Genomic DNA, 22,625 nt, shown 5'->3' with positions numbered 1-22,625 from the left:
CGGATAGAAAAAACGGGGTGTAATATGAAAATTTACACAATAACATGTCATGATGCCTACAATCATGGAGCCTCCTTGCAGGCATTTGCATTATTAAGATATTTAACCCAATGTGGTCATGATGTTGAAATCATTGATTATAAGCCAGCGTATTTAAGCAACCATTATAAATTGTTCCGAATCGATAATCCGAAATGGGAGAAGAATTTGCTGACAAAGCTAGTTTATTTAGGAATTAAAGTTCCATTAAGAATACCAGGGTTAAAAAGAAAAAGAGCCTTTGATCAATTTACAACCACTTATTTAACATTAACAAAACGTCAGTACCGCTCTAATGAGGAATTAAAGAATAAACTGCCTGAAAGAGATGTATATTTATGTGGAAGTGATCAGATTTGGAATAGTCTTTATCAAAATGGAAAAGACCCAGCCTTTTATTTAGATTTTGTACCAGGAGGAAGGACAAAAGCTTCTTTTGCTGCCAGCTTTGCTACAGAAGAGATTGCGCCGTATTTGGTTCCAGTTGTCCAAAAATGGATAAAAAGGTTGGACGGAATAAGTGTCAGGGAAAAAAGCGGTGTTAACATCCTGAATAAAATGGGGATTTATAACGGAAAAAAAGTTGTTGATCCCGTGCTTTTATTAAGCAGGGGTGAATGGAATGAAATAGGCAAGAAACAATTTCACAATAAGTATATACTGGTCTATGATTTTGATAATAATCAGCTGATAAAAGAGATTGCAGTAAAGATTTCAAAAGAGAAGAACTTGAAAATATACAGCATTAATCCAGGAAAGATAAATTATGCTGATAAATATTTTCGACACGTGGGCCCGGAGGTATTTATTTCACTTGTGAGAGATGCAGCCTTTATTATTTCCAACTCATTTCATGCGGCAGTATTTTCAGTACTGTATCAGAAAAATTTTGCCATTGTGAACAGAAAAGAATCTATCAACACGAGAATGAGGGATTTTCTGGAGGATTTGAATTTAGAATCAAGGCTAATACATCCACATTATAAAATGAAAGATTTATTAAATCCAATAGACTATAAGGAAAGTGAATTCATTCTTAACGGGAAAATTGCGCAATCTAAACTGTATTTAGAGAATGTTTTACATCCTAGAGAAGTGAGAGAGCCGTTAAGCGGGAATAGATAAAATGAAGTGACATGCAGAAACAAAGCAGGGGGTGAAAATAATAATGAAAAAGGATATTTTATTTGTGATTGACTCATTAGATATTGCCGGGGCAGAGAAGAGCTTAGTATCTCTATTATCCATGCTGGATTATTCAAAATTCAATGTAGATTTACAACTTTTTTCTTTTGGAAATATTTTAGAAAAAATAGTGCCAAAACAAGTAAATGTACTTCCACCATTGAGCTATACAACCTTTACAAATCGAACTATAAAACATTCTATGCAACATGTCCTGTCAAAAAAAGCAGTTCAAATGTTTTTTTCAAGAATCAGATACTCTATCGCAATATACAAAAAGGACTATCATAATACGAAACGGGCTATTCTTTACTGGAAAAGCGCATCAAAAGTAATCGAAAACAATAATAAAAAGTACGATGTAGCCATCAGCTATGCGCAAGGGGTTCCTACTTATTATGTAGCAGAAAAAGTGAAAGCAGAGAAAAAGCTTGCCTGGGTTAATGCTACATACATAATAGATGAGGAAGATATAGCATTCCAAAAGAAATATTATAATCACTATCACAAAATGATAGCTGTATCAAGAACAGCTGAAAAAGATTTATTAGAACGCTTTCCTTATTATGCAGATAAAATAGAGGTAATGTACGATATCAATAATCCTCGGCTTATTTTCCAAATGGCGGAGGCAGGAAATAATTATCAGGATTCTTTTCATGGAATCAGGATTTTAACCATCGGTCGATTATCTGCTCAAAAAGGTTATGATATTGCTCTTCAGGTATGCAAAATACTGAAAGAAAAAAGAATTCATTTTAAGTGGTATGTTTTAGGAAAAGGACCTCTAAAAGAAAAAATAAAGGAGGATATAAAAAGACACCAACTAGAACAGCACTTTATTTTATTAGGGGTTGAGGCAAATCCGTATCCGTTTATTGAGCATGCTGATATGTATGTGCAGACCTCCAGATTTGAAGGATTCGGTCTTGCTATTGCTGAAGCAAGAATGCTAAATACGCCTGTTGTAACAACAAAGTTTGATGCAGTCTATAATCAAATGATTCATGAAAAAAATGGGCTTGTTGTTGATATGAATCCGGAAGCTGTTGCAGAAGGGATATTAAGATTAATCAATGAGCCGGAGCTTAGACAAAGTATCATACATTATCTGAAGCAGGAAAAGAAGGGGAATACTGAGGAAATCGAGAAGTTCTATCAATTTATTGGATAACATAATATGCGCCTGTAGAAAGAGGGTAGCAGTATGAAGAAGAAAATGCTATTTATGCTGATCAATATGAATATTGGCGGCACAGAAAAGGCACTGCTTAATAGGATAGCAGAAATACCTGAACATAAATATGATATTACGATTCTAATGCTGGAGAAATATGGGGGATTTTTGAATGCAATTCCAGATCATGTCAACGTGGAATACGTGCATGAATATCCTGAGATAAAAGGAATGGTGACGAATCCCCCCAGATGGACTATATGGAATCTTATAAAAAAAGGCCGGCTTATCAGGGTAATAAATTTCTCGCTGACATATGGATTGTCCCGAATCCTGAAAAATAAAAGTATTTTCTTTAAATATATATTAAGGAATACTGCGGATATAAAAAATAAATATGATGTAGCTATAGCTTATGCAGGTCCGATGGATCTCATAAGCTATTTTGTTATTCATAAAATAAGTGCTGAAAAAAAACTGCAATGGATTCATTTTGATGTGACGAAGGTCGGGTTTGATCTGCCATTTGCCAAAAGATTGTATCCTGAGTTTGACAGAATCTATACGGTGTCAAATGAGGGAAAAGACCGTTTAGTTCATATACTGCCTGAATTACAAAGTAACATAGATTCCTGTCCTAATAAAATCTCTTCTGAGTTAATTTTACAAATGGCGGATGAAGGGGATGGCTTTAATGATGAGTTTGATGGCATAAGAATATTAACTATCGGACGATTAAGTAAAGAAAAAGGACAGGATCTTGTTATTCCAGTATTAGCAAAGCTGAGAGAAAAGGGATATAAAGTCAGATGGTACTGTGTTGGAGAAGGTAACAGCAGGTCTGCATATGAATTTCTTATTAAAAAGTATCAAGTTGAAAGAGAATTTATCTTATTAGGAGCACATCCAAATCCTTACCCCTTTTTAAAACAATGTGATATTTATGTTCAGCCATCCCGGCATGAAGGATTCTGTATCACTTTAGGAGAGGCGAAGGTCTTTAACAAGCCGATTATTACGACTAATTTTACAGGTGCTCATGAACAAATGGAGGGATTGAAAATGGGTGTTGTTGTAGAAGCTGATGCATGGGAGATATATCAGGAAATCATTCATGTAATGAGCAAAAAATTAAGAAACAAAATTGAAATTAGCATATAGCCCTTCGAAAAGGCTTTTTAGTGAGGTGAGAAAAAAGTGCGCAAAAAAGTATTATTTGTAACACAAAGAATGATAATGGGTGGAATCGAAAAGGCTTTAATTGCTATGCTGAATAGCATGCAGCTGAAAGATTACGATGTGACTGTAAAGCTGATGTCGGAGGAGGGTGAGCTTTATGAGGAAATCCCGGAGTTTGTGCATGTAGAAAATATATTTGGAGCAAGGGAAACAGCATTGGAGAAAATGTGGAAATATACAAAAAAAGGGGACATTATTACAGCGGTTAAAACAGGATTTTATACGAAATTGATACAGCACACAGTGTCTAATTATAAGCAAAACAGGTACTACTCCAGGATGGTGCCAAGAGATGAAACAGTGTACGACATTGCTATAGCTTACCATAGTCCGGTAACATTTCCCGACGTTTATGTCATGAATAATATAAAAGCAAAACAGAAGGCTGTCTGGATTCATTGTGATGTTTCCTATTTTGAAGAAGCTTTGCGAAAACAGGGAGAGAGGTTCTATAGTAGGTTCGATTGTATCTTCTGTGTTTCTAAATATGCTATGACGAAATTTATTGATATATTTCCGAATCTGAAAGATAAAACATTTCCATTTTATAATGTTATCGAAAGAGATAAACTGGAGACTTTATCAAAAGCGGAAGAAAGTTATAGCGATAGGTTTAAAGGCATTCGCATTCTGACAGTGGGCAGGCTGTCAGTAGAAAAAGGGCAGGATATGATTCCGGAAATTTTATCAAAATTATTGTTAAAAGGATATCATGTCCGCTGGTACTTAATAGGCGAAGGGATTCTAAGAGAGAAAATCGAGACAATGATAAAGGAATACCAACTAGAAAATAACCTCCTGTTACTTGGTACGGTAAAAAATCCCTATCCGTATATAAAGGATTGTGATATTTATATACAACCATCCCGGCATGAATCCTATGCCCTCACTGTGGCAGAAGCAAGGATATTACGAAAACCCATTATTACAACAAATACTGGTGCAGCTGAACAAATAAGCCAAGGAGAAACAGGGTTAATCGTAAATTTCGAGAAGGAAGAGATTTATCATGCTATCCTGCGACTATTAAATGATAAAAGATTAAGAGAAAAATTCAGCAGCAACCTGTCACAGCAGGTAGTGGATACAACAAAAGAGATGGAAAGGCTCTATAAAATGGTGGAGAATGCTCCATAAATTCTTTCATATGTCTCAAAAAAACTTCTAAAATAAAAGGTGAGTAAATTGGTGAATAGCGTCCATAAATTACTGCGACTTTTTTCAAGAAAAGAGAAACAGAAGCTTATTGTGCTGCTTTTTATGATGATTGCAGCAGCAGTATTTGAAACAATCAGCATAGGAGTAATTGTTCCCTTTGTCGGTATGGTAGTAAATCCAAATGTGATTCAGGAGCAGCCTGTCCTTGCAAATGTATACGGCTGGCTTAACTTCCAGACGGTAAATGCTTTTATCATATTTGCTGTAATTATATTATTAGCAGTATTTGTGATTAAAAATGTATACTTACTATTTTTTAATTACACTCAAATTAAGGTGACATTGAATCAAAAAGTAAGGTTGTCCAGGGATTTATTTCAGGCATATTTAACAAAGCCCTATACCTTTCACTTACAGAGAAACACAGCTGATCTATTGAGAAATGTCAATGAAGAAGTAGCAAAAATCTTTAATGGAATCATGATTTCCGGCTTTCAATTACTGACAGAGGTGCTGGTCATCCTGTTTATTGCAGTATTATTAGTAGTAACAGCCCCTTTGGCAACTTTAGCCGCAGCTGTTTTACTAGGCGGGAGTGTTTGCCTTTTTTTTATAAGCTACCGGAAAAAAATCAGCCAGCTTGGGGAAGAGCATCAGGAAGTAACCGGGAAAATGATACAATGGGTCAATCAGGGACTGGGTGCCAGTAAAGAAGTAAAGGTTTCTGGGAAAGAGCGTTTTTTTATCAGAGAGTATACAAATCAGAGTCAAATTCAAGCCAATAATACGAAGTACTTAAAAATGCTGGAAGTGGTTCCTAGATATTTTATCGAAACGATGCTTGTCGCGATTGTTCTGATCACAGCACTAATCATTATTCTCCAGGGAGCGAATCTATCTCATTTTATCTCAACCATGGCATTATTTGCTATGGCCGCATTTCGGCTGATGCCTTCCATCAACCGTGTTGTTTCATTGATTACAATTATGCGGTATAGTATGCCGGCCTTGCATGTCGTTTACGATGATTTATTTATGGATAAAGACGTTTTGGCATCTGGTAAGAACAGTACGGAAATAATACGTGGAGAAAAAATATTTCACAATTCAATCCAGATGGATGAGGTGTCTTTCAAGTATCCCAATCAAAATAAATACGCTGTACAGGATGTTACTTTATCGATTCCCATCGGTAAATCAGTTGCCTTTGTCGGAGAATCAGGAGCCGGTAAAACAACGATTGTTGATATTATACTAGGCTTGTTCCCGCCCGAAAAGGGAAGCATTCTGGTTGATGGTGTAAATTTATTTGAACAGCGGTCTTTATGGCAGAAGAAAATCGGATATATTCCGCAGGCTATTTTTCTTTCCGATGATTCTATCCGCAGGAATGTTGCTTTTGGGTTAAATGATGATCAGATTAAAGATGAAGAGGTTTGGCGTGCTTTGGAGCAGGCACAGTTAAAACAGTTTGTTGAAGAGCTTCCCAATAAGCTTGATACACCGGTTGGAGAAAGGGGTGTCATGCTGTCGGGCGGACAGCGCCAGCGAGTTGGCATTGCCAGATCGTTATATCATAATCCCGAGATATTGTTTATGGACGAAGCAACCTCTGCATTAGACAACAAAACGGAGAAAGAAATTATGAGTGCTTTTAATAAACTGAAGGGGAATAAGACGCTAATTATCATAGCACACAGATTAAGTACTATTGAAAATTGTGACATTGTCTACAGGATAAATAATGGCAGATTAGTATCAGTAAATAATAAGCTGAACCAATCCATTATGTAACGTAGAACCTTTAGAAGGAGGATAGCAAAGTGGATGTTATTCTGCATAAAGATGAGGATGCAGTTGAAAGATTATTTTCTGCATGTAGTAATTTTAGTGAGGGAATTCATGAATATAATATTTTCCAGGATAGAGCATGGATGAAAAACTGGTGGAGATATAAAAAAAGCTGCCAAATGGTAGATCCTTATATTATAGAAGTAAAGGAAGGAATGAATACTATTGCGATTATCCCTCTTTACAGTTATAAAGCAACCTGGGGCTTTACTGTAATCCGGCCGATTGGATTAGGAATGGCTGATTATTTAGTGCCGATTATTTCTAGCAAATATGATATGAGGGAAATCACTAACCTGGTGATGAAAAAGCTTACAGAGGACAGGAAAAATTGGAATTGTATAGTATGGTCGGACTTACCCGGGGATTCTATTTATAATAAAGTCTTTTCTACTCAGTTACCGGATGGTTTTAAAATGATAGAAAAAATAAAAACGGTAGATTCCCCTTACATCATGCTTGAACGTAATATGGACCAGACGAAGTCCGGGGTAAATCAAAAGTACGTAAAGAAAATCCTTTTTAAACAAAGAAAATTAATCAGGCAAAAAGGAGAATACCTTTATAAGAAAGTATTAAGAGAAATAGATGTAGAACCTGTGATGAATACGCTATTTGAGCTGCATAAGAGAAGATGGAATGGTACGAAAACTCCCAGCAAATACAATAATCAGAAAGAGAAGGAATATGCACTGTTAACAGCAAAAAAACTCTTTCAAAATGAGTTATTACATCTTTCCTATTTAGAAATAAATAAGCAAATTATTGCAGTACACTTCGGCATGAACGATGGAAACAGATTCTATTTTTATATTCCAAGCTTTGATACGGAATTTGGAAAGTACTCGATAGGTCAGTTGTTAATATATCATCTTATTCTTGATGCAAGTAAAGAAGGATGTCAGTATTTCGATTTTTTAAAAGGGGAAGAAGCCTATAAGTACAATTGGGGGGCGGTCAATAAACATAATGTAGAATACACCTTCACAAATACGACTTTAAGATCAGGATTTTTCACTTTCTTGTTTCAAATTAATAAATCCCGTTTTTTTCATATGTATCTACGGAAAAGCGCTGAAAGGATTTTAATCAGAGCAGATTCATAAGGTGTACATCAATAAAGATTAGAGAGAGGATGAAGATTATTTTGGCTGCTGTTAGGTTGAAGAGCCTGGTTTTTCAGGGAATGAAGCGGACCATTGGCGAAGAAAGAATGATTAAGCTTATCGAATACACACGGGGACTGTACAGATATCCCAAAAAAATGCTGGGAAGAGAATTCCAGGATAATATAAAACAGGAAGCAGATATACTTGTTTTTGCTGCGCATCCGGATGATGAGGTTTTGGGTTTGTCTTCAATTTTATATAGTCATCAGAAAAAGAGAGAGAACACTGTCGTAACGTATGTGACCAATGGTTCCGGGTTAATTGGTGAAAGCTGGCGGATGCCTGAGGCGTTTTCAAAGGATAAAGCGGAGGAAAGATATAGAGAGGGTTTACAGGGGCTATCATTATTAAATATCCCAGAAGAAAATGTGTATTGTCTTGGATTTCCCGATGCAGGAACACATCGCTACTTAAATGAAATAGCGAAGGATGTTCTTTTTTTAATGGAAAAATATCAGCCTAAAAAAGTATATGTTCACTGTATGGAGGGTGGACACAATGATCATGACATAACAAGCTATGTTGTAAAATCAGTTTGTAAGAAGCTGGACTTTTCTAATGTTTATGAGTGGGCGGAATATAATCAGCTGCAGCCTCTTGGTACGGAGGATATTCGTTTTAGAAATTGTAAATCAACGGAGACAGAAGAAACTCTAATGAAGCTCTCAGATGCTCAGTACAAGCTAAAAAAGCAAATGCTGGCATGTCATAAATCTCAGGATGTTGCTAAATATTATTTAATGGGAGAAGCCATCCGGAAAGCGGACTTGGATGATTTAGAAAAAGAATTATTAGCGTACTCCAATTTCCAGGAAGCAAACATCCGGCCATTAATTACCCAGTTCTTTAGGTTTATAAATCATTTACAAATTAATGAGTCCTCTGTTCACGGCAAGCTTTATCAATCAAAAACTAAAATGAAAAAATTGATGAATGGGAGGTGATTTCTCTGGGCGCTATCGTTGGAATCTATCAGTTTAATAATGAATCGGTACAAGGAAATCATATATATATAATGATGAAGGAATTACAAAAATTCCTTGTAGATGATGCTGTGCTATGGCAGCAGAAAAATATTTTTCTCGGTTGTCACTCTACGCGGATGATCTGCGAGTCGGTTGAAGAAGATTTACCTAATTGTTATAACGCGAGATTACTGGCAATTACTGCAGATACAGAAGTAGCTAATCGTAATGAACTATTTGACAGCTTAGAAATTAATCGTCTCAAGAGAGCAAGTCTGCGGGACAGCGAGTTAATCTTACTTGCCTATCAAAAATGGGGAGAAGAATTACCGAGATATTTAGTTGGTGATTTTGCTTTTATGATTTGGGATGGTAAAGAACAAAAACTTTTTGGCGCGAGAGATTATTCGGGCACCAGACCCATTTATTACTTTCATGACCAAAAGCATTTTGCCTTTTGCACATTAATACAGCCGCTGCTATTATTGCCATTTGTAGATAAGAGCTTCAATGAAGTTTGGATTGCAGACTTCTTCCTGGGCAGCCCGGATGGGAGTGATTCTATTAATCCTTCGTCAACAATTTATAAAAATATAATACAAGTTCCCCCGTCACATACTATCTCTGTTTGTGATGGACTCGTTAAGGTAAAAAAATACAGTCACTTTATCAATAGATGAGTATTCCCTCTACTTCATTTTTACAGGACTTTATTAGGAAGAAGTCTATTAGAGGTAACTAATTATCAAAAAATTAGAAATAAGTATTGAATTATTATGTAAAATAGTATATGTTCTTTATATAGAACGAAAATTTATTATCCCTTTTTAAATGACTAACTAAATAAACTGCTTTAATTCAAAAGTGGAATTTAGTTTTTTTTAAAATTTTATTGTTCTTTAATAAGAACAATAAGTTAATCCTATATATTGGAGAAGATATGATGAGTGCAATTGCTGGAATTTATCACGTGAATAGTGCTGTTCCGCATCAATTTGGGCGGCAGATGATGCTGGCATTAAGGAAGTTTCCGGCTGATGATATACAAATATGGAGCAAGAAAAATGTACTTTTAGGTTGCCATGCGCAGTGGATTACATCTGAATCAATTAATGAACAGCTTCCTTTTTATGATAAGACAAGACAACTGGCAATTACATCAGACGCAATCATCGATAATCGGGAAGAATTATTTGATAAATTAGGAGTTCAGCGTGAAGAAAGAAAAGGAATGCCGGATAGCCAATTAATATTGATTGCTTACGCGAAATGGGGCGAGGAGTCTTCAAAATATTTGGTTGGCGACTTTGCTTTTATGATTTGGGATGAAAAAAACCAAAAGCTGTTTGGAGCGAGAGATTTTTCCGGTTCAAGGTCACTCTACTATTTCTCTGATGACCAGCGCTTTGCATTTTGTACAACCATGGAGCCACTGTTAAAGCTGCCATATGTTAACAGACAATTAAATGAGGAATGGCTGGCTGAATATTTAGCGATTTCGACATTTATAGATGCAATTGATGTATCAAAAACGGTTATTAGAAATATCCTGCAAGTCCCCCCATCACATACGATTACTGTGATAGAAGGAAAGGTGAAGCTTTCTAAATTTCAGGTGCTGTCATTTAACGACAAAATCAGATTCAAGAAAGGGGATGAATATGTAGAGGGTTTCCGTGATGTATTTCAGAAAGCAGTTGACTCGAGATTGCGGACATTTAAATCTGTTGGTTCACATCTGAGCGGCGGACTTGATTCAGGCTCCGTTGTCAGTTTTGCTGCAAAAACATTACAAAGCCAGAACAAAAAATTACATACCTACAGCTCAATCCCGGCAGCAGATTTTATTGACTATACACCAGGAAACTATTACCCGGATGAACGTCCATACATCCATGCTACGATTGATTATGTAGGGAATATTGAAGATCATTATTTAAGCCTGGAAAGTAAGAATCCATACAATGATATGGATGAATGGCTGGAAATTATCGAATCGCCTTATAAATTCTTTGAGAATTCATTCTGGATGAAGGGGATTTTTGAACAGGCAGCCAAGGATAATGTCGGAGTTTTGTTAAGCGGTGCCAGAGGGAATTTTACAATATCCTGGGGACCGGCAATGGAATATTATGGACACTTATTAAAGAGAATGAAGTGGTTTCATTTTGCCCGTGAGCTTAAGCCTTATAGCAGAAACATCGGGATAGGCAGAAAAAAGCTGTTATCACTTATAAGTAAACAGGCATTTCCGTTTTTAAACAGGGAAGATGATAATTCTTTTCCAATGCTTGTGAATCCTGATTTTGCTAATAAAATGAATGTGTTTGAAAAACTTCAGAGATATGGAATGGGAGCAGATGGACTTACTGATCTCAACATTTTAAATCAAAGAAACTATCTTATTGATAATGAATTTATATGGAATTCAAATGGAATAGCATTTTCAAAGCTATCCCTGCAATATGGGACACTAATGCGTGATCCGACAAATGATATCCGGGTGATTAATTATTGTATGTCCCTGCCGTTAGAACAATTTATTAATAACGGAATGGATCGGGCATTAATCAGAAATGCAACAAAAGGATATTTGCCTGATAAAGTGCGGTTAAACCAGACAAAGTACGGTGTCCAGGCAGCAGATTGGCTTCACCGCATGATACCCTGCTGGACAGACTTTATTAATGAGGTGAAAGAGCTGTTAAAAGACAAGGATACAGCACAATATTTGAATACAGATTCTATTAGAAATGCCCTGTCATCTGCTATGGAAAAGCCAAAGGGTGATCTTGCTTTTAAGCCTGAGCTGAGGATGCTAATGCGCAGTATCATCGTTTATCGATTTCTGAAAACATTTTACCTTGAAGGAGGTGATACAAATGAAAAAGCAATGGAAAGAGCCCAAATTGGAATTATTGGATATTAAAGAGACAATGGCAAGCTTTAAAGGCGATTCCTGGGATGGATTTTTTATTGGCAGATATAACAAACCGGATCCTAATCCGGGAGAAGACATAAGTTAAGCTGCACATTCCAAATGAGAGAATTTTACAAGATCAATATGGTCTTCAACCAAAGATAGATACTTAAACCTGAATCGCAGTGCTCTTCGAATAGTTGAAGTCGGTAGATTATTGCCCTTATACCGTCCCGTTTGTATAAGGGCTCATTTTTTCTTAGTTCATGTACTCCACTTGTCTGAAATAGTCTGTTTATTATAAAAAGAGGGTGATTAATAGATGTTTGAAATCCCAAAAATTCATTCCTATAAAGCATTTGGATTAAATATTTTAAGTGATTTCCCATTACCAGAATTAATACCTGTCAGTCGCAAGAATTTTGATGAAGCTGATTTAACTATAATAGAAACCAATTTATCTTCCTTATGGTCAAAGCTTGCCGAACCAGATGCTTATTACTACATAAAAAAGAAACTTTGTATGATTAAAGTTCCAGGTGCGGCCATTTATATGATTGAAGATGGAAGAGCTATTTCAGTCTCACCGATTGAGGGTTCAAACAATAATCAAATCAGGCTTTACTTGCTTGGAACATGTTTAGGTGTTCTGCTCATGCAAAGAAAAATAATGCCGATACATGGAAGTTGCATTGTCATAAATGGAAAAGCCTATGCTATTGTGGGCGATTCTGGTGCAGGGAAATCAACGCTTGCTTCCGCATTTTTAAGCCGCGGCTTTCATTTACTGACAGACGATATCATGGCGGTGACACTATCTGAAGATAATATTCCGCTCGCTATACCTTCATATCCACAGCAAAAGTTATGGCAGGAGAGCTTAGATCGATTTGGCATAGAATCAGATCAATTTAAACCAATCTATAATAGAGAAACAAAATTTAATATACCGGTTAATGACCATTTTGTTGATAGATCAATACCTTTAGCCGGAATTTTTGTTTTAAGCAAAGCTAATCAAAATGATATTGAAATAGTATCCATCCAAAAATTAGCACGTTTCCCTGTCCTGTTTCATAATACCTACCGTAATTTTATGATAAATCGTTCCGGATTAATGGATTGGCACTTCGCATTTTCTGCTAATCTGGCGAACAACCTTGATTTTTATCGAATCATACGTCCTGTCTCCCGATTCACAGTCAATGAATTAGTAGATAACATTTTAAGCTTAATTGCGAAGGATAGGAATGTAAATAATGAAAAAGCAGCAACAATCTATTGAAAGGGAGAGATAGTAATATGAATAAAACGATTTCAAACAGTGATATTGTAAGTCAATTAGAGGGACTTATTGTCAGCGATATGGACGGGGAAAAGGTCATGTTAAGTATTGAAAATGGAAAGTACTACAATCTTGGTGAAACAGGTGGAGTGATTTGGGATTGTATGAAAAAGCCTATTTCTATACAAGACCTGATTCAATCATTAGTTAAGGAATATGATGTGGGAGAGCATGAATGCAGGGAGCAGGTACTCAGATTTATAGACCGTTTATCAGAAGAAGGTTTGGTAAAAATAGAGTTTGCTTAAAAAAGGGGGAGCGGGATGAGAAGGATGATATTATTTCTATCTTTAAATAAGAAAATGAGGCACCTTCTATTTGAAGCATATATTTATCTTGCTTTTGCCCGTCTTATTAAAGCAATGTCCTTTTCGAAAATAGCACCTTCATTAGGGGAAAAAATGAAAGAAACCTCAACAGATTTAAACCCAGAATATAAAAAGACATTGATGGGGATATCGCAGGCTATCCATATTATGAGCAAGTATACATTTTGGGAGAGTGAGTGTCTTGTCAAGGGCATAGCTGCATTGAAAATGTTAGAAAAGCGGGACATAGAAAGTACACTTTACTTAGGAATAGCAAAAGATGAGGATGGAAAATTAATTGCTCATGCATGGTTGCGCAGTGGTCCATTCTTTGTAACGGGATTAGAAGGAGCAGAACGGTTTACGGTTGTCAGCAAGTTTGCAAAGAAAATAGATACAAAGGATAAAAGGTGAAATAAATGGAAAATAGACATCAATTGGACCTTCGTAATATACCTGAAGAATTACAGCTAATGATCGAATTATTAAGGAATAATCATCTGGAAGAATGGGAAACTTTCACAGATATTAATTGGGAAACTTTCATTGATTTGGCAATTCATCACCGTATTTATCCGGTACTTTATCCGAAATTGAAAAAGGTAAAGGAAGGTATTGTTCCTCCCTTCGTTTTAGAAAGGTTTTCCTGGCTTTATAGAAGAAATACAATGAAAATGCTTTTCTTAGGCTCAGAGATGCAAAAGATCAGTAAGCTGTTTTCAGACAATCACATTCGGCTTCTTTTTTTAAAAGGGCCAGTACTTGCTCAAGCGTTGTACGGTGATATCTCCCTTCGTACGTCCAGGGATCTGGATGTTCTTATTCCGATAGAAAAACTTGATGAGGCGGAGCATCTGCTATTAGCTCAAGGCTATGAAAAGGAATATGAAATAAATAAAGAATTAAATGAATGGAAGTGGAGACATCGTCATGTTAACTATTATCATCCGCAAAAGAAAATCACGATAGAAATTCATTGGAGATTGAATACCGGTCCGGCGAAAGAGCCGAATTTTAATGAATTATGGGAAAGAAGAAAGCAGAGCACAATTCCGGGTAATGAGGTCTATATGCTAAGCAATGAGGATCTCTATTTATATCTTAATATGCATGGGGCACAGCATGGATGGTCGCGCTTACGATGGTTATTTGATATTCATCAATTAATGGATAAAGAATTAAACTGGAACAGGATATATAATCGGCTAAAACGCTTTGGTTATCTTCAGGTGGGAGGACAAGGTATGATACTTGTGTCTGAATTATTTAATAGAAAGCTTTCTAATGAGATGCAGCAATATTTAGTGAACAGCCGTTCGAAAAGACTAGCAGCAAAATCAATTTTTTATTTGGAATCCATGATTAATATATATACGTTACCATTACCTGAAAATGTAGTGAAGTATCATAAAAAGTATTTAACGGGCTTAATGTCGACGGAGCAGAGGATTCTTTTTACTTTAAGTTTGCTGTATCCATATCCGGATGATATGAAAACCTTACCGTTACCAAAAACGCTCCATTTTCTCTATTTTCCGCTTCGTCCATTTCTCTGGGTATGGCGAAAAAGAAAGAAGCATGTATTATCATAAGGAGACATAGAGATGAAATCCATTATATATTTTTTGAAGCAAATCTATCGTTATTCGGGGAAGATCGTCTATATTAATTTATTTGCAATGGCCGGCATCGGTTTACTAGATAGTGCAGCGATTCTATTACTTGTCCCATTGATCAGTATGAGCGGCATTGTTGATATGGGAGCAGTAAGAATACCGATATTAAGTATATTTGATTTTATGGCAGATATTCCAGCAGCTGCTGGTCTGCCGATTATATTAGCCATTTTTATCATGATTGCCGTTGGACAAAATATTGTAAAGCGACAGCTTAATGTGAAAAACAACAGGTTACAGCAGGGATTTTTAAGATATATGCGTGTGGAAACATATAAATTGTTACTGTATTCTAACTGGCAGGTTTTCATTAGAAATAGAAAGTCCGATTTTATTAATATTTTAACATCAGAAATTGCACGTTCCAGTGTAGGTGTATATTCAGTATTACAATTTATATCATCTATTGTCTTCACTTTTATTCAGATAGGGCTGGCATTTATTCTTTCTCCTGTAATTACAACATTTGTACTCCTATGTGGATCTGTTCTTATTCTTTTTAACCGTAAATTTCTAAAAAGGTCATTGACTTTAGGAAACAGGAATTATGAATTATCTAAGGAATATATCAGCGGGATTACTGATCATATGAATGGGATAAAAGATATCAAAAGTAATACATTGGAAAAATCAAGATTAGACTGGTTTGGGCTAATCACAAAAGAAATGGAAAATGAACAAGTGGAGTATATAAAATTAAAATCAACATCACAATTATATTATAAAATGGCTTCTGCTATTTTAATCGCTGTTTTTATCTATTTTGCAATAATGATGTTTCATGCACAGGCTGCACAGCTTCTGCTGATTATCATTATATTTTCACGGCTGTGGCCGGGAGTTGCAGGAATCCAGTCATCGATGGAACAAATCGCAGCAACAATTCCTTCTTTCAGAGCAGTAATTACTTTACAGGATGAATGTAGAAATGCCAAAGAGTTTAATACGGATGAAAGTTTAAAAAATACCTCAATTAAAATGAAAAAAGCTATTCAATGTGATCAAATCTATTTTCGCTATAATGAAAATGCTGATTGTGCTTTAACCAATATTAATCTGGTTATCCCGCCCAATAAAATGACAGCATTTGTAGGGCGCTCTGGAGCAGGAAAAAGCACATTAATTGATTTGTTATTGGGACTGAACCAGCCGGAGAATGGAAAAATTCTAATTGATGGCGTTTCGCTTTCGTACGATAATATCTCAGCCTGGAGAAAATCTATCAGCTATGTACCACAGGAGCCATTTCTTTTCAATACAAGTATTAGAGAAAACCTGGAAATAGTAAAAACAAATGTGACAGAGGAAGAACTATGGGAAGCCTTGGAATTCTCGTCGGCTATAGATTTTGTAAAGAAACTTCCTGATGGACTAGATACCATTATTGGTGATCGAGGAATTAAGTTATCTGGCGGTGAACGACAGCGTCTCGTATTAGCACGGGCTATATTAAGAAAACCATCCATTCTTGTTTTAGATGAAGCAACCAGCGCTTTAGATACAGCGAATGAGTCCAAAATTCAGGCTGCACTGGAAAGGCTGAAAGGTAAGATGACGATTATCGTTATTGCACATCGTCTATCAACGATTCGAAATGCCGATCAGGTCGTTGTACTGGAAGAAGGAAAGATTATTCAACAGGGAGGCTTTATCGAGCTTTCTAAAGAGAAGAAAAGTATGTTCAGTCATCTTTTGAGTAATCAGATAGAAGCAATGAGATAAGAGAGAGCCCATATATTGGAGAGCGATAAACTGTGAGAAAAATAAGAAAAAGGATTCTTCTGTCCGTATTTTTAATATTTCTTGTAATTCTTATATATACTATTTGGGACAATAATCGGTTTATCATCACAAGACAGGAAATCATAATTGACCATCTACCGAAGCAGCTGGAAGGATTTCGTATTCTTCAGGTTAGTGATCTGCATGAAAAGCAATTTGGTGAAAACCAGAAAAAACTGATAGAATCAATCAATTCAATAGCCTATGACGTCATTGTTTTTACAGGCGATATGCTTGATGACGTAGAAAGCACCAACTACGACAGCTTTTACACATTAATTGAAGGAATTGATAATAAAGAAAATGCATTATATGTACCAGGGAATACAGATCCGGCAAATTATCAGGTTGGAAGAAAAGTAGAAAAGAGTGATTTCACCCAAGGAATGGAAAAACGAGGTGTTCATTTATTAGAGTCTATCCACTCGATTTCGACCAATGGGAAAAATGTTCATTTTGTTCATTTTGAATTATCTATCTTAAAAGATCCGCAATATATGGGAAGCGTACAAGGAATTTTAAAGCCGGACTACATTAATGAAGAAAGCTATCTTCTGCAACAGGAAGAGCTGTGGGAAGAGTTAACAGTGCTCGATAACCGAAGTGAATCGGACATTCTTATTGCATTGAACCATTATCCGATTCCTGATATTCGAATCGACCATATTCAAGCTAATCCTGATTTAAAATGGACAGATTATGATTTGATTATGGCAGGACATTATCATGGGGGACAGATTCGTTTACCTTTTATTGGTGCTCCCTTCATTCCAGAGCCCTGGTATGAACCAAACAGCTTATTTCCACCGCAAGATCGTATAAAAGGGTTATGGGAATACGCTGACACCAAGCAATATGTTAGTGCAGGTCTCGGTAGCAGCGGTGCGGTATCTTTTATGAAATTCCGGTTGTTTAATACTCCTGAAATTAATCTTGTTATCTTGAAAGGGACAGCTAATAGGCAATAAAGCAAGGATTTAATTGTAAAAAATTCAGCTGGAAATTCGACTTACTTTTTGATTTTATTCTTTATTATTCACAGATTCTGTTTCAATGAATAATGCAGATTTATAGTAAAATGAAGCCCAATTTGATGAATGGGGCTGTGGTTATAGTCATTTACTTCACAAAAAGTCGTTTGAATAAGTGAAAAACATGTCATAATTTGAATTTTCTTATATGACAAAACTAGTGTGCTAAAGACAAAACAAGTCAAGCGATTCGCGCTAAATATATAGTAAAATAGGCTTGTGTATTTATGTTTATAGGTAATCTTGGGGAGTTTCTATTCCGCCTTTTAAAACAAAAAGAGTGGAGGAAATATAGTTATCAATATCACTTATTATTTTATGTTATCTGTTAAAAAAATTGTAGACTTGTAATGACAGGGATGAAAAGCTTTTTGTGATCATTATCCCTTGACTATATAAATTTCATTCTATTATAATACTAATGAATAATATTACTAATGAGTAATATATTTAATATTGACTGAAGCAGGTGTTTTTCTTGAATCAAAGAGGAAGAAAAAAAGGAGCAGATGGAACAAAAAGCAGGGAATTATTTCTTACTATTGCTAAAGAGGAATTTGCCAATAATGGTTATCATGAAACAAAGGTAAGCACAATCGTTGAAAAAGCTGGTCTAACACAGCCAAGTTTTTATTTATATTTTCAAAGTAAGCAGGCAATTTTCCAGGAAATACTTGATTCATTTCGAATTAAGCTAACCGATTTGACAACAAAAAGCAGGCTTAGTCCTGGAATTGATGAACATTCTTTAGAAGATCGTATTGCAGAAGGATTAAGTGCTATTTTAAAATTTTTTGCAGAAAATATGTACTTAACAATCATTGGTTTTTATATGTCGGCAGAAGCTGATGAGATCAAAGAAAAAATGGCAAATCAAATAAAAGATAACCTTCTTTATGAGCAAGAAATCGGCTATTTTCATCTTCACCTTGATATGAAGTTTGTTTCGGAAAGTCTGGTAGGTATGATAGAGCATCTGACAAAAACGCAATTATTTACGGGATTAAAAGAACCGGAAGCACTTGCTAAGGAAATTGTCCAATTCTTGTTATATGGCATGATAAGGGGATATAAATAGAATTAAAATTTACAGACACATTGTTCTAAAAATAAATCAACTGGTATGTTAATCAATTTGAAGAAGGGAGGTGAAATGTTAGATTCATTTGACGTATGCTTCATCATTTCATTAATAATTGAAATTAGTCATTAATATGGGTGGCAACTACCATTCATATCTTTGTTGCCTTTGTGATAATAACTCAAAATAAAATTTCGGAATATTTCATTTTAATTATTTTTAATATTTTTACCCTGTTTGATAAGTAGAAAAATCTTTAAGCAGCATGAATGACTGGTAGTAACCATATTATCTATATTAATGATGGGGGCGGGGTTGTGAAAAAGAAAATTGAAAATGTTGTATTTGATCGAGAATGGATTACATTAATAAAAGAAGCAAAAAAATTAGGCCTGTCACTTGAGGAAGTCCGCAAATTTCTGAATCATATAAGAGAAAAATCTAACGTTTGATTTGGATTTTATTTATAGAGCTTTTAAAAAATGCACCTTTAGCAAAATGTGGTAAAATAAAGATACCTAAGCAATATTGAATATCAATTTGCAAGGTGCATTTTCTTGTAAAATTACAATTTAAATATACAATTGATTTCTCTCCAGTCTAATTATTATACTTTTATTTCTAATTATGAAGGCGTAAAATACCATAATTATACTTAAATCCTCACTAAGAATTAACTTTCTATACATCCTCAAAATAATAATAGAACTCTTCACCAAAGTTATGATATAATTCGCAGAGAAAGAGGTGAAAAACTTGATTGGTGAAAAAATAAAACAATTGCGAAAAGAAAAGAGGATGTCACTTTCTGAGCTTGCTGAAAAAGCAGGAGTAGCGAAATCCTATTTAAGCTCAATTGAGCGAAACCTTCAATCAAACCCTTCCATCCAGTTTATCGAGAAAATCAGTCAAGTGTTGGATGTTTCTGTAAACGATTTAATAAATGATAATAATACGGTAGTTGAAACGGAGTTAGATAGTGAGTGGATGAAAATTGTAAAAGAAGCAATGGAATCCGGAGTTTCAAAAGAACAATTTAAAGAATATCTGGAATTTAATAAATGGCGGCGAGAACAAGATAAATAAGTCACCTAACCGTTTAGCAACGTGCTTTACGGTTTTTTTGATCATATGGACTTAAATTTTAATAAAACAACAACGTGATATCTTGATGAAATGACCTGCATCAAACATAGAAACTGAACGATAAAAGAATCGGCAAGGGAGAAGAAAGAAATGAGTACAAATGCTCTAATAGCAAAAGGGAATACTGCTGAAATATATCTTCATAACAATAAAATTGTAAAGGTTTTCAATGATTATTTGCCTGATACAGAAGCTGAGATGGAAGCGGGGAAACAAAGGTTTGCCAATTCAGCAGGTCTTCCTGTTCCGAAGGTCTTCGATGTTAGTGAGTTTCAGGGGAAACAAGCTATTATGATGGAATATATTAAAGGAAGCACTCTAGGAGACTTGTATTTAAGTAATAAAGAACAAGCAGAATATTACCTGGCTGTTTCCGTGGATATCCAGCAAAAGATACATCGGGTGATTTCCAATTTAGATGCTTCGGAGTTAATGTATGATAAGCTTTGCCGGCAGATTAAGGCGGCTGTCAGTTTAACAGAAAAATATAAAAACGATCTATTGCGAAGACTGGACACGATGACTTTTGAAAACAGACTTTGTCACGGAGATTTTCATCTGTTTAATTTGATTTCAGCAGACGGAAAGATGTATATCATTGACTGGGTTGACTCCAGTGCCGGAGACATCCGGGCCGATGTATGCAGGACATATCTTTTATATAGTCAGCATTTTACTGAATTGGCTGACAGCTATCTTCAGATTTACTGTGAGAAGAGCGGATTGTCCAAAGAGGAGATTTTGCGGTGGACCCCAATAATTGCCGGAGCGAGGTTATCAGAACAAGTGTCAACAGAGAATACAGCCCAATGGATAGAAATTATTAACAGCTATCGTTTATAATGGAAATAAAATAATTTTGCTTAAAAAGATGTATAAATGTTTTACTTAAGGAGATGCGGATCAATGAATACAGATTATTGGACGAATTTGGACTATATACCAAAGCATGTAGCAATGATTTGTGATGGAAATGGACGATGGGCAAAAAAACGGGGATTGCCGCGCAGTGCCGGTCATCTTGCAGGTGTGAATACTGTGAAGGAGATGACTATTGAATGTAAGAAAGCAGGCGTAAAATATTTATCTCTCTATGGATTTTCCACTGAAAATTGGAAGCGCCCAATCAAAGAAATAAATTATTTAATGCAGTTATTTGTGAAATTTTTGCTTGAGTGGAGACAGGAAGCGATAGAAAATAATATACGTTTCCTTCATATTGGTGATTTGAATGGATTACCGGAAAAATTAATAGAGGAAATAAACAAAACTATTTTGTTGACCAAAGATAATGATGGTATGGTTTGTAATATAGCTCTAAATTATGGAGCAAGGTCTGAAATTATTCGGGCTATAAAAAGAATTAACGATGCGTCACAAGAAGATAATACAATCATTCAGTCGCTTAATGTAGAAAATTTTAATCATTATTTAGATACACAGGAGCAGTCTGATATTGATATTTTGATTCGTACTGCCGGAGAACGCAGAATTAGTAATTTCCTGCTTTGGCAGATACATAATGCCTATTTATGGGCGGATAAAACATTCTGGCCGGATTTTAAGGTTGAAAATCTGGCTGTGGCTTTTCAGGATTATAACAGCTATTTGATGAAGCAAAAAGTATAACCAGCTTCCGTTAGTATATGAAAATATATTTTCCAAGTGTTATACAGAGATATGATGAAATGACACAACAAGGAGTATTGCATGAAGCAGCTTGCAGAACTAAAAAATATTAACAAGAAATATGGAAAGAAGAAAGTTTTATATGATGTTTCCCTTCACATAAAAGAAAAACAGGTTATTGCCATACTGGGGGAGAATGGAAGCGGTAAAAGCACCTTTTTACGGATTGCAGCAGGGATAGAACGGCCGGATTCAGGGAAGATTTTATATGCTTTTAAGAACATGCGGACTGGTTATGTACCGGAAAGGTTTCCCAAATATCTCCGTTTTACACCGGATGAGTATTTGCACTATATCGGAAAGATAAATGGTATCCCAGAAGCTATTCTGGAACAGCGTATTTCATTATTATTGCGTCGTTTTCAATTAGATAAATGGAGTAATCGAAGAATTAATGAGTTATCCAAGGGGAATATCCAAAAAGTCGGGATTATTCAAGCAATTCTTCAGCAGCCGGAACTATTAATTCTGGATGAGCCGTTATCTGGATTGGATATATCAGCGCAGCAGGAATTACTTTCTATCATCAGCGAATTGAAGGAGCAGAAGACAACGGTATTGTTGACCTATCATGAAGCTTCTATATTTGAGGGGATTGTGGATCAAACCTATTACATAAGAGATGGCCGCCTGGCAGAAGAAATGCTGACGGAAAAACAAGGTATGAAGCTGATTGAGACAAAAGGCTTCATAGATAGCGATGTAGAGGAATGGAAGGAAGTATTATATAGTGAAAAAAGAGAAGATAGATTATTACTATATGTAAGCTCTAAAAATAGTAATCAAATTTTAATGAGAGTTCTTAAATCTGGAGGAAGTATCGAATCTGTTAACAGCACAGATGTTAATAACTAAGGAGAGATT

The 22,625-nt window shown here is 35.5% G+C and carries 22 protein-coding genes; all 22 read left to right on the top strand.

Annotation, left to right across the window (positions count from 1 at the left end):
- Positions 1 to 24 precede the first annotated feature (24 nt).
- The 22 genes from OSO01_RS17125 to OSO01_RS17020 all read left to right on the top strand — a co-directional run bounded on the left by OSO01_RS17125 (position 25) and on the right by OSO01_RS17020 (position 22,616).
- The gene (locus OSO01_RS17125) at positions 25 to 1,164 is read left to right on the top strand and encodes a polysaccharide pyruvyl transferase family protein (protein WP_147211662.1); all 1,140 of its coding nucleotides are present in this window, start codon (positions 25 to 27) and stop codon (positions 1,162 to 1,164) included.
- Positions 1,165 to 1,207: 43 nt separating this feature from the next.
- Positions 1,208 to 2,398 carry a glycosyltransferase gene (locus OSO01_RS17120; RefSeq protein ID WP_147211661.1) on the top strand — a complete coding sequence of 397 codons (1,191 nt, stop codon included), beginning with the start codon at positions 1,208 to 1,210 and terminating at the stop codon, positions 2,396 to 2,398.
- 33 nt (positions 2,399 to 2,431) lie between these two features.
- Complete coding sequence (locus OSO01_RS17115) at positions 2,432 to 3,562, top strand: glycosyltransferase (RefSeq protein ID WP_147211660.1); 1,131 nt, start codon at positions 2,432 to 2,434, stop codon at positions 3,560 to 3,562.
- Between the two features lie 36 nt (positions 3,563 to 3,598).
- Positions 3,599 to 4,777: a glycosyltransferase gene (locus OSO01_RS17110; RefSeq protein ID WP_147211659.1), complete on the top strand. Its 1,179-nt coding sequence runs from the start codon at positions 3,599 to 3,601 to the stop codon at positions 4,775 to 4,777.
- 51 nt (positions 4,778 to 4,828) lie between these two features.
- Positions 4,829 to 6,592: an ABC transporter ATP-binding protein gene (locus OSO01_RS17105; protein WP_246145197.1), complete on the top strand. Its 1,764-nt coding sequence runs from the start codon at positions 4,829 to 4,831 to the stop codon at positions 6,590 to 6,592.
- Positions 6,593 to 6,621: 29 nt separating this feature from the next.
- The gene (locus OSO01_RS17100; protein WP_147211657.1) at positions 6,622 to 7,755 is read left to right on the top strand and encodes a GNAT family N-acetyltransferase; all 1,134 of its coding nucleotides are present in this window, start codon (positions 6,622 to 6,624) and stop codon (positions 7,753 to 7,755) included.
- A gap of 41 nt (positions 7,756 to 7,796) precedes the next feature.
- Positions 7,797 to 8,762, top strand: coding sequence for a PIG-L deacetylase family protein (locus OSO01_RS17095; RefSeq protein WP_186813691.1), 966 nt, complete (start codon positions 7,797 to 7,799; stop codon positions 8,760 to 8,762).
- Positions 8,759 to 9,463 (top strand): hypothetical protein, encoded by a 705-nt coding sequence (locus OSO01_RS17090; RefSeq protein ID WP_503826206.1) that lies wholly within the window; start codon positions 8,759 to 8,761, stop codon positions 9,461 to 9,463. The genes OSO01_RS17095 and OSO01_RS17090 overlap by 4 nt, the downstream gene beginning before the upstream one ends.
- Positions 9,464 to 9,726: 263 nt before the next feature.
- Positions 9,727 to 11,712 (top strand): asparagine synthase-related protein, encoded by a 1,986-nt coding sequence (locus tag OSO01_RS17085; RefSeq protein ID WP_147211654.1) that lies wholly within the window; start codon positions 9,727 to 9,729, stop codon positions 11,710 to 11,712.
- A complete protein-coding gene (locus OSO01_RS17080; RefSeq protein ID WP_147211653.1) occupies positions 11,666 to 11,809 on the top strand; it encodes a paeninodin family lasso peptide in 144 nt (47 codons plus the stop codon). The genes OSO01_RS17085 and OSO01_RS17080 overlap by 47 nt, the downstream gene beginning before the upstream one ends.
- A gap of 216 nt (positions 11,810 to 12,025) precedes the next feature.
- Positions 12,026 to 12,988, top strand: a complete 963-nt coding sequence (locus OSO01_RS17075) for a phosphoenolpyruvate carboxykinase (ATP) (RefSeq protein ID WP_147211652.1) — start codon at positions 12,026 to 12,028, stop codon at positions 12,986 to 12,988.
- Positions 12,989 to 13,005: 17 nt separating this feature from the next.
- Entirely contained in the window at positions 13,006 to 13,296 is a 291-nt protein-coding gene (locus tag OSO01_RS17070; protein ID WP_147211651.1) for a lasso peptide biosynthesis PqqD family chaperone, read from the top strand.
- Positions 13,297 to 13,311: 15 nt separating this feature from the next.
- Positions 13,312 to 13,770: a lasso peptide biosynthesis B2 protein gene (locus OSO01_RS17065; RefSeq protein ID WP_147211650.1), complete on the top strand. Its 459-nt coding sequence runs from the start codon at positions 13,312 to 13,314 to the stop codon at positions 13,768 to 13,770.
- 5 nt (positions 13,771 to 13,775) lie between these two features.
- Positions 13,776 to 14,948 carry a nucleotidyltransferase domain-containing protein gene (locus tag OSO01_RS17060; protein WP_147211649.1) on the top strand — a complete coding sequence of 391 codons (1,173 nt, stop codon included), beginning with the start codon at positions 13,776 to 13,778 and terminating at the stop codon, positions 14,946 to 14,948.
- Positions 14,949 to 14,960: 12 nt separating this feature from the next.
- Entirely contained in the window at positions 14,961 to 16,754 is a 1,794-nt protein-coding gene (locus OSO01_RS17055; RefSeq protein WP_147211648.1) for an ABC transporter ATP-binding protein, read from the top strand.
- A 32-nt stretch (positions 16,755 to 16,786) separates the two neighbouring features.
- Entirely contained in the window at positions 16,787 to 17,782 is a 996-nt protein-coding gene (locus tag OSO01_RS17050; RefSeq protein WP_147211647.1) for a metallophosphoesterase, read from the top strand.
- 532 nt (positions 17,783 to 18,314) lie between these two features.
- Positions 18,315 to 18,923: a TetR/AcrR family transcriptional regulator gene (locus OSO01_RS17045; RefSeq protein ID WP_371863308.1), complete on the top strand. Its 609-nt coding sequence runs from the start codon at positions 18,315 to 18,317 to the stop codon at positions 18,921 to 18,923.
- A 272-nt stretch (positions 18,924 to 19,195) separates the two neighbouring features.
- Positions 19,196 to 19,378 (top strand): anti-repressor SinI family protein, encoded by a 183-nt coding sequence (locus OSO01_RS17040; RefSeq protein WP_186813690.1) that lies wholly within the window; start codon positions 19,196 to 19,198, stop codon positions 19,376 to 19,378.
- Positions 19,379 to 19,682: 304 nt separating this feature from the next.
- Positions 19,683 to 20,012 (top strand): helix-turn-helix domain-containing protein, encoded by a 330-nt coding sequence (locus OSO01_RS17035; protein WP_147211645.1) that lies wholly within the window; start codon positions 19,683 to 19,685, stop codon positions 20,010 to 20,012.
- A gap of 150 nt (positions 20,013 to 20,162) precedes the next feature.
- On the top strand, positions 20,163 to 20,915 hold the full coding sequence (locus OSO01_RS17030; protein ID WP_147211644.1) for a phosphotransferase family protein: 753 nt from the start codon (positions 20,163 to 20,165) through the stop codon (positions 20,913 to 20,915).
- A 63-nt stretch (positions 20,916 to 20,978) separates the two neighbouring features.
- Entirely contained in the window at positions 20,979 to 21,701 is a 723-nt protein-coding gene (gene uppS, locus OSO01_RS17025; RefSeq protein ID WP_147211643.1) for a polyprenyl diphosphate synthase, read from the top strand.
- A gap of 81 nt (positions 21,702 to 21,782) precedes the next feature.
- Positions 21,783 to 22,616 (top strand): ABC transporter ATP-binding protein, encoded by an 834-nt coding sequence (locus OSO01_RS17020; protein ID WP_147211642.1) that lies wholly within the window; start codon positions 21,783 to 21,785, stop codon positions 22,614 to 22,616.
- The last annotated feature ends 9 nt before the right edge of the window (positions 22,617 to 22,625 follow it).

It is taken from the genome of Oceanobacillus sojae, from assembly GCF_007991515.1.
GTDB classification, from domain to species: domain Bacteria; phylum Bacillota; class Bacilli; order Bacillales; family Amphibacillaceae; genus Oceanobacillus; species Oceanobacillus sojae.
The sequence above is the reverse complement of the archived record's forward strand: the minus strand, read 5'-3'. Positions and strand labels throughout refer to the sequence as shown.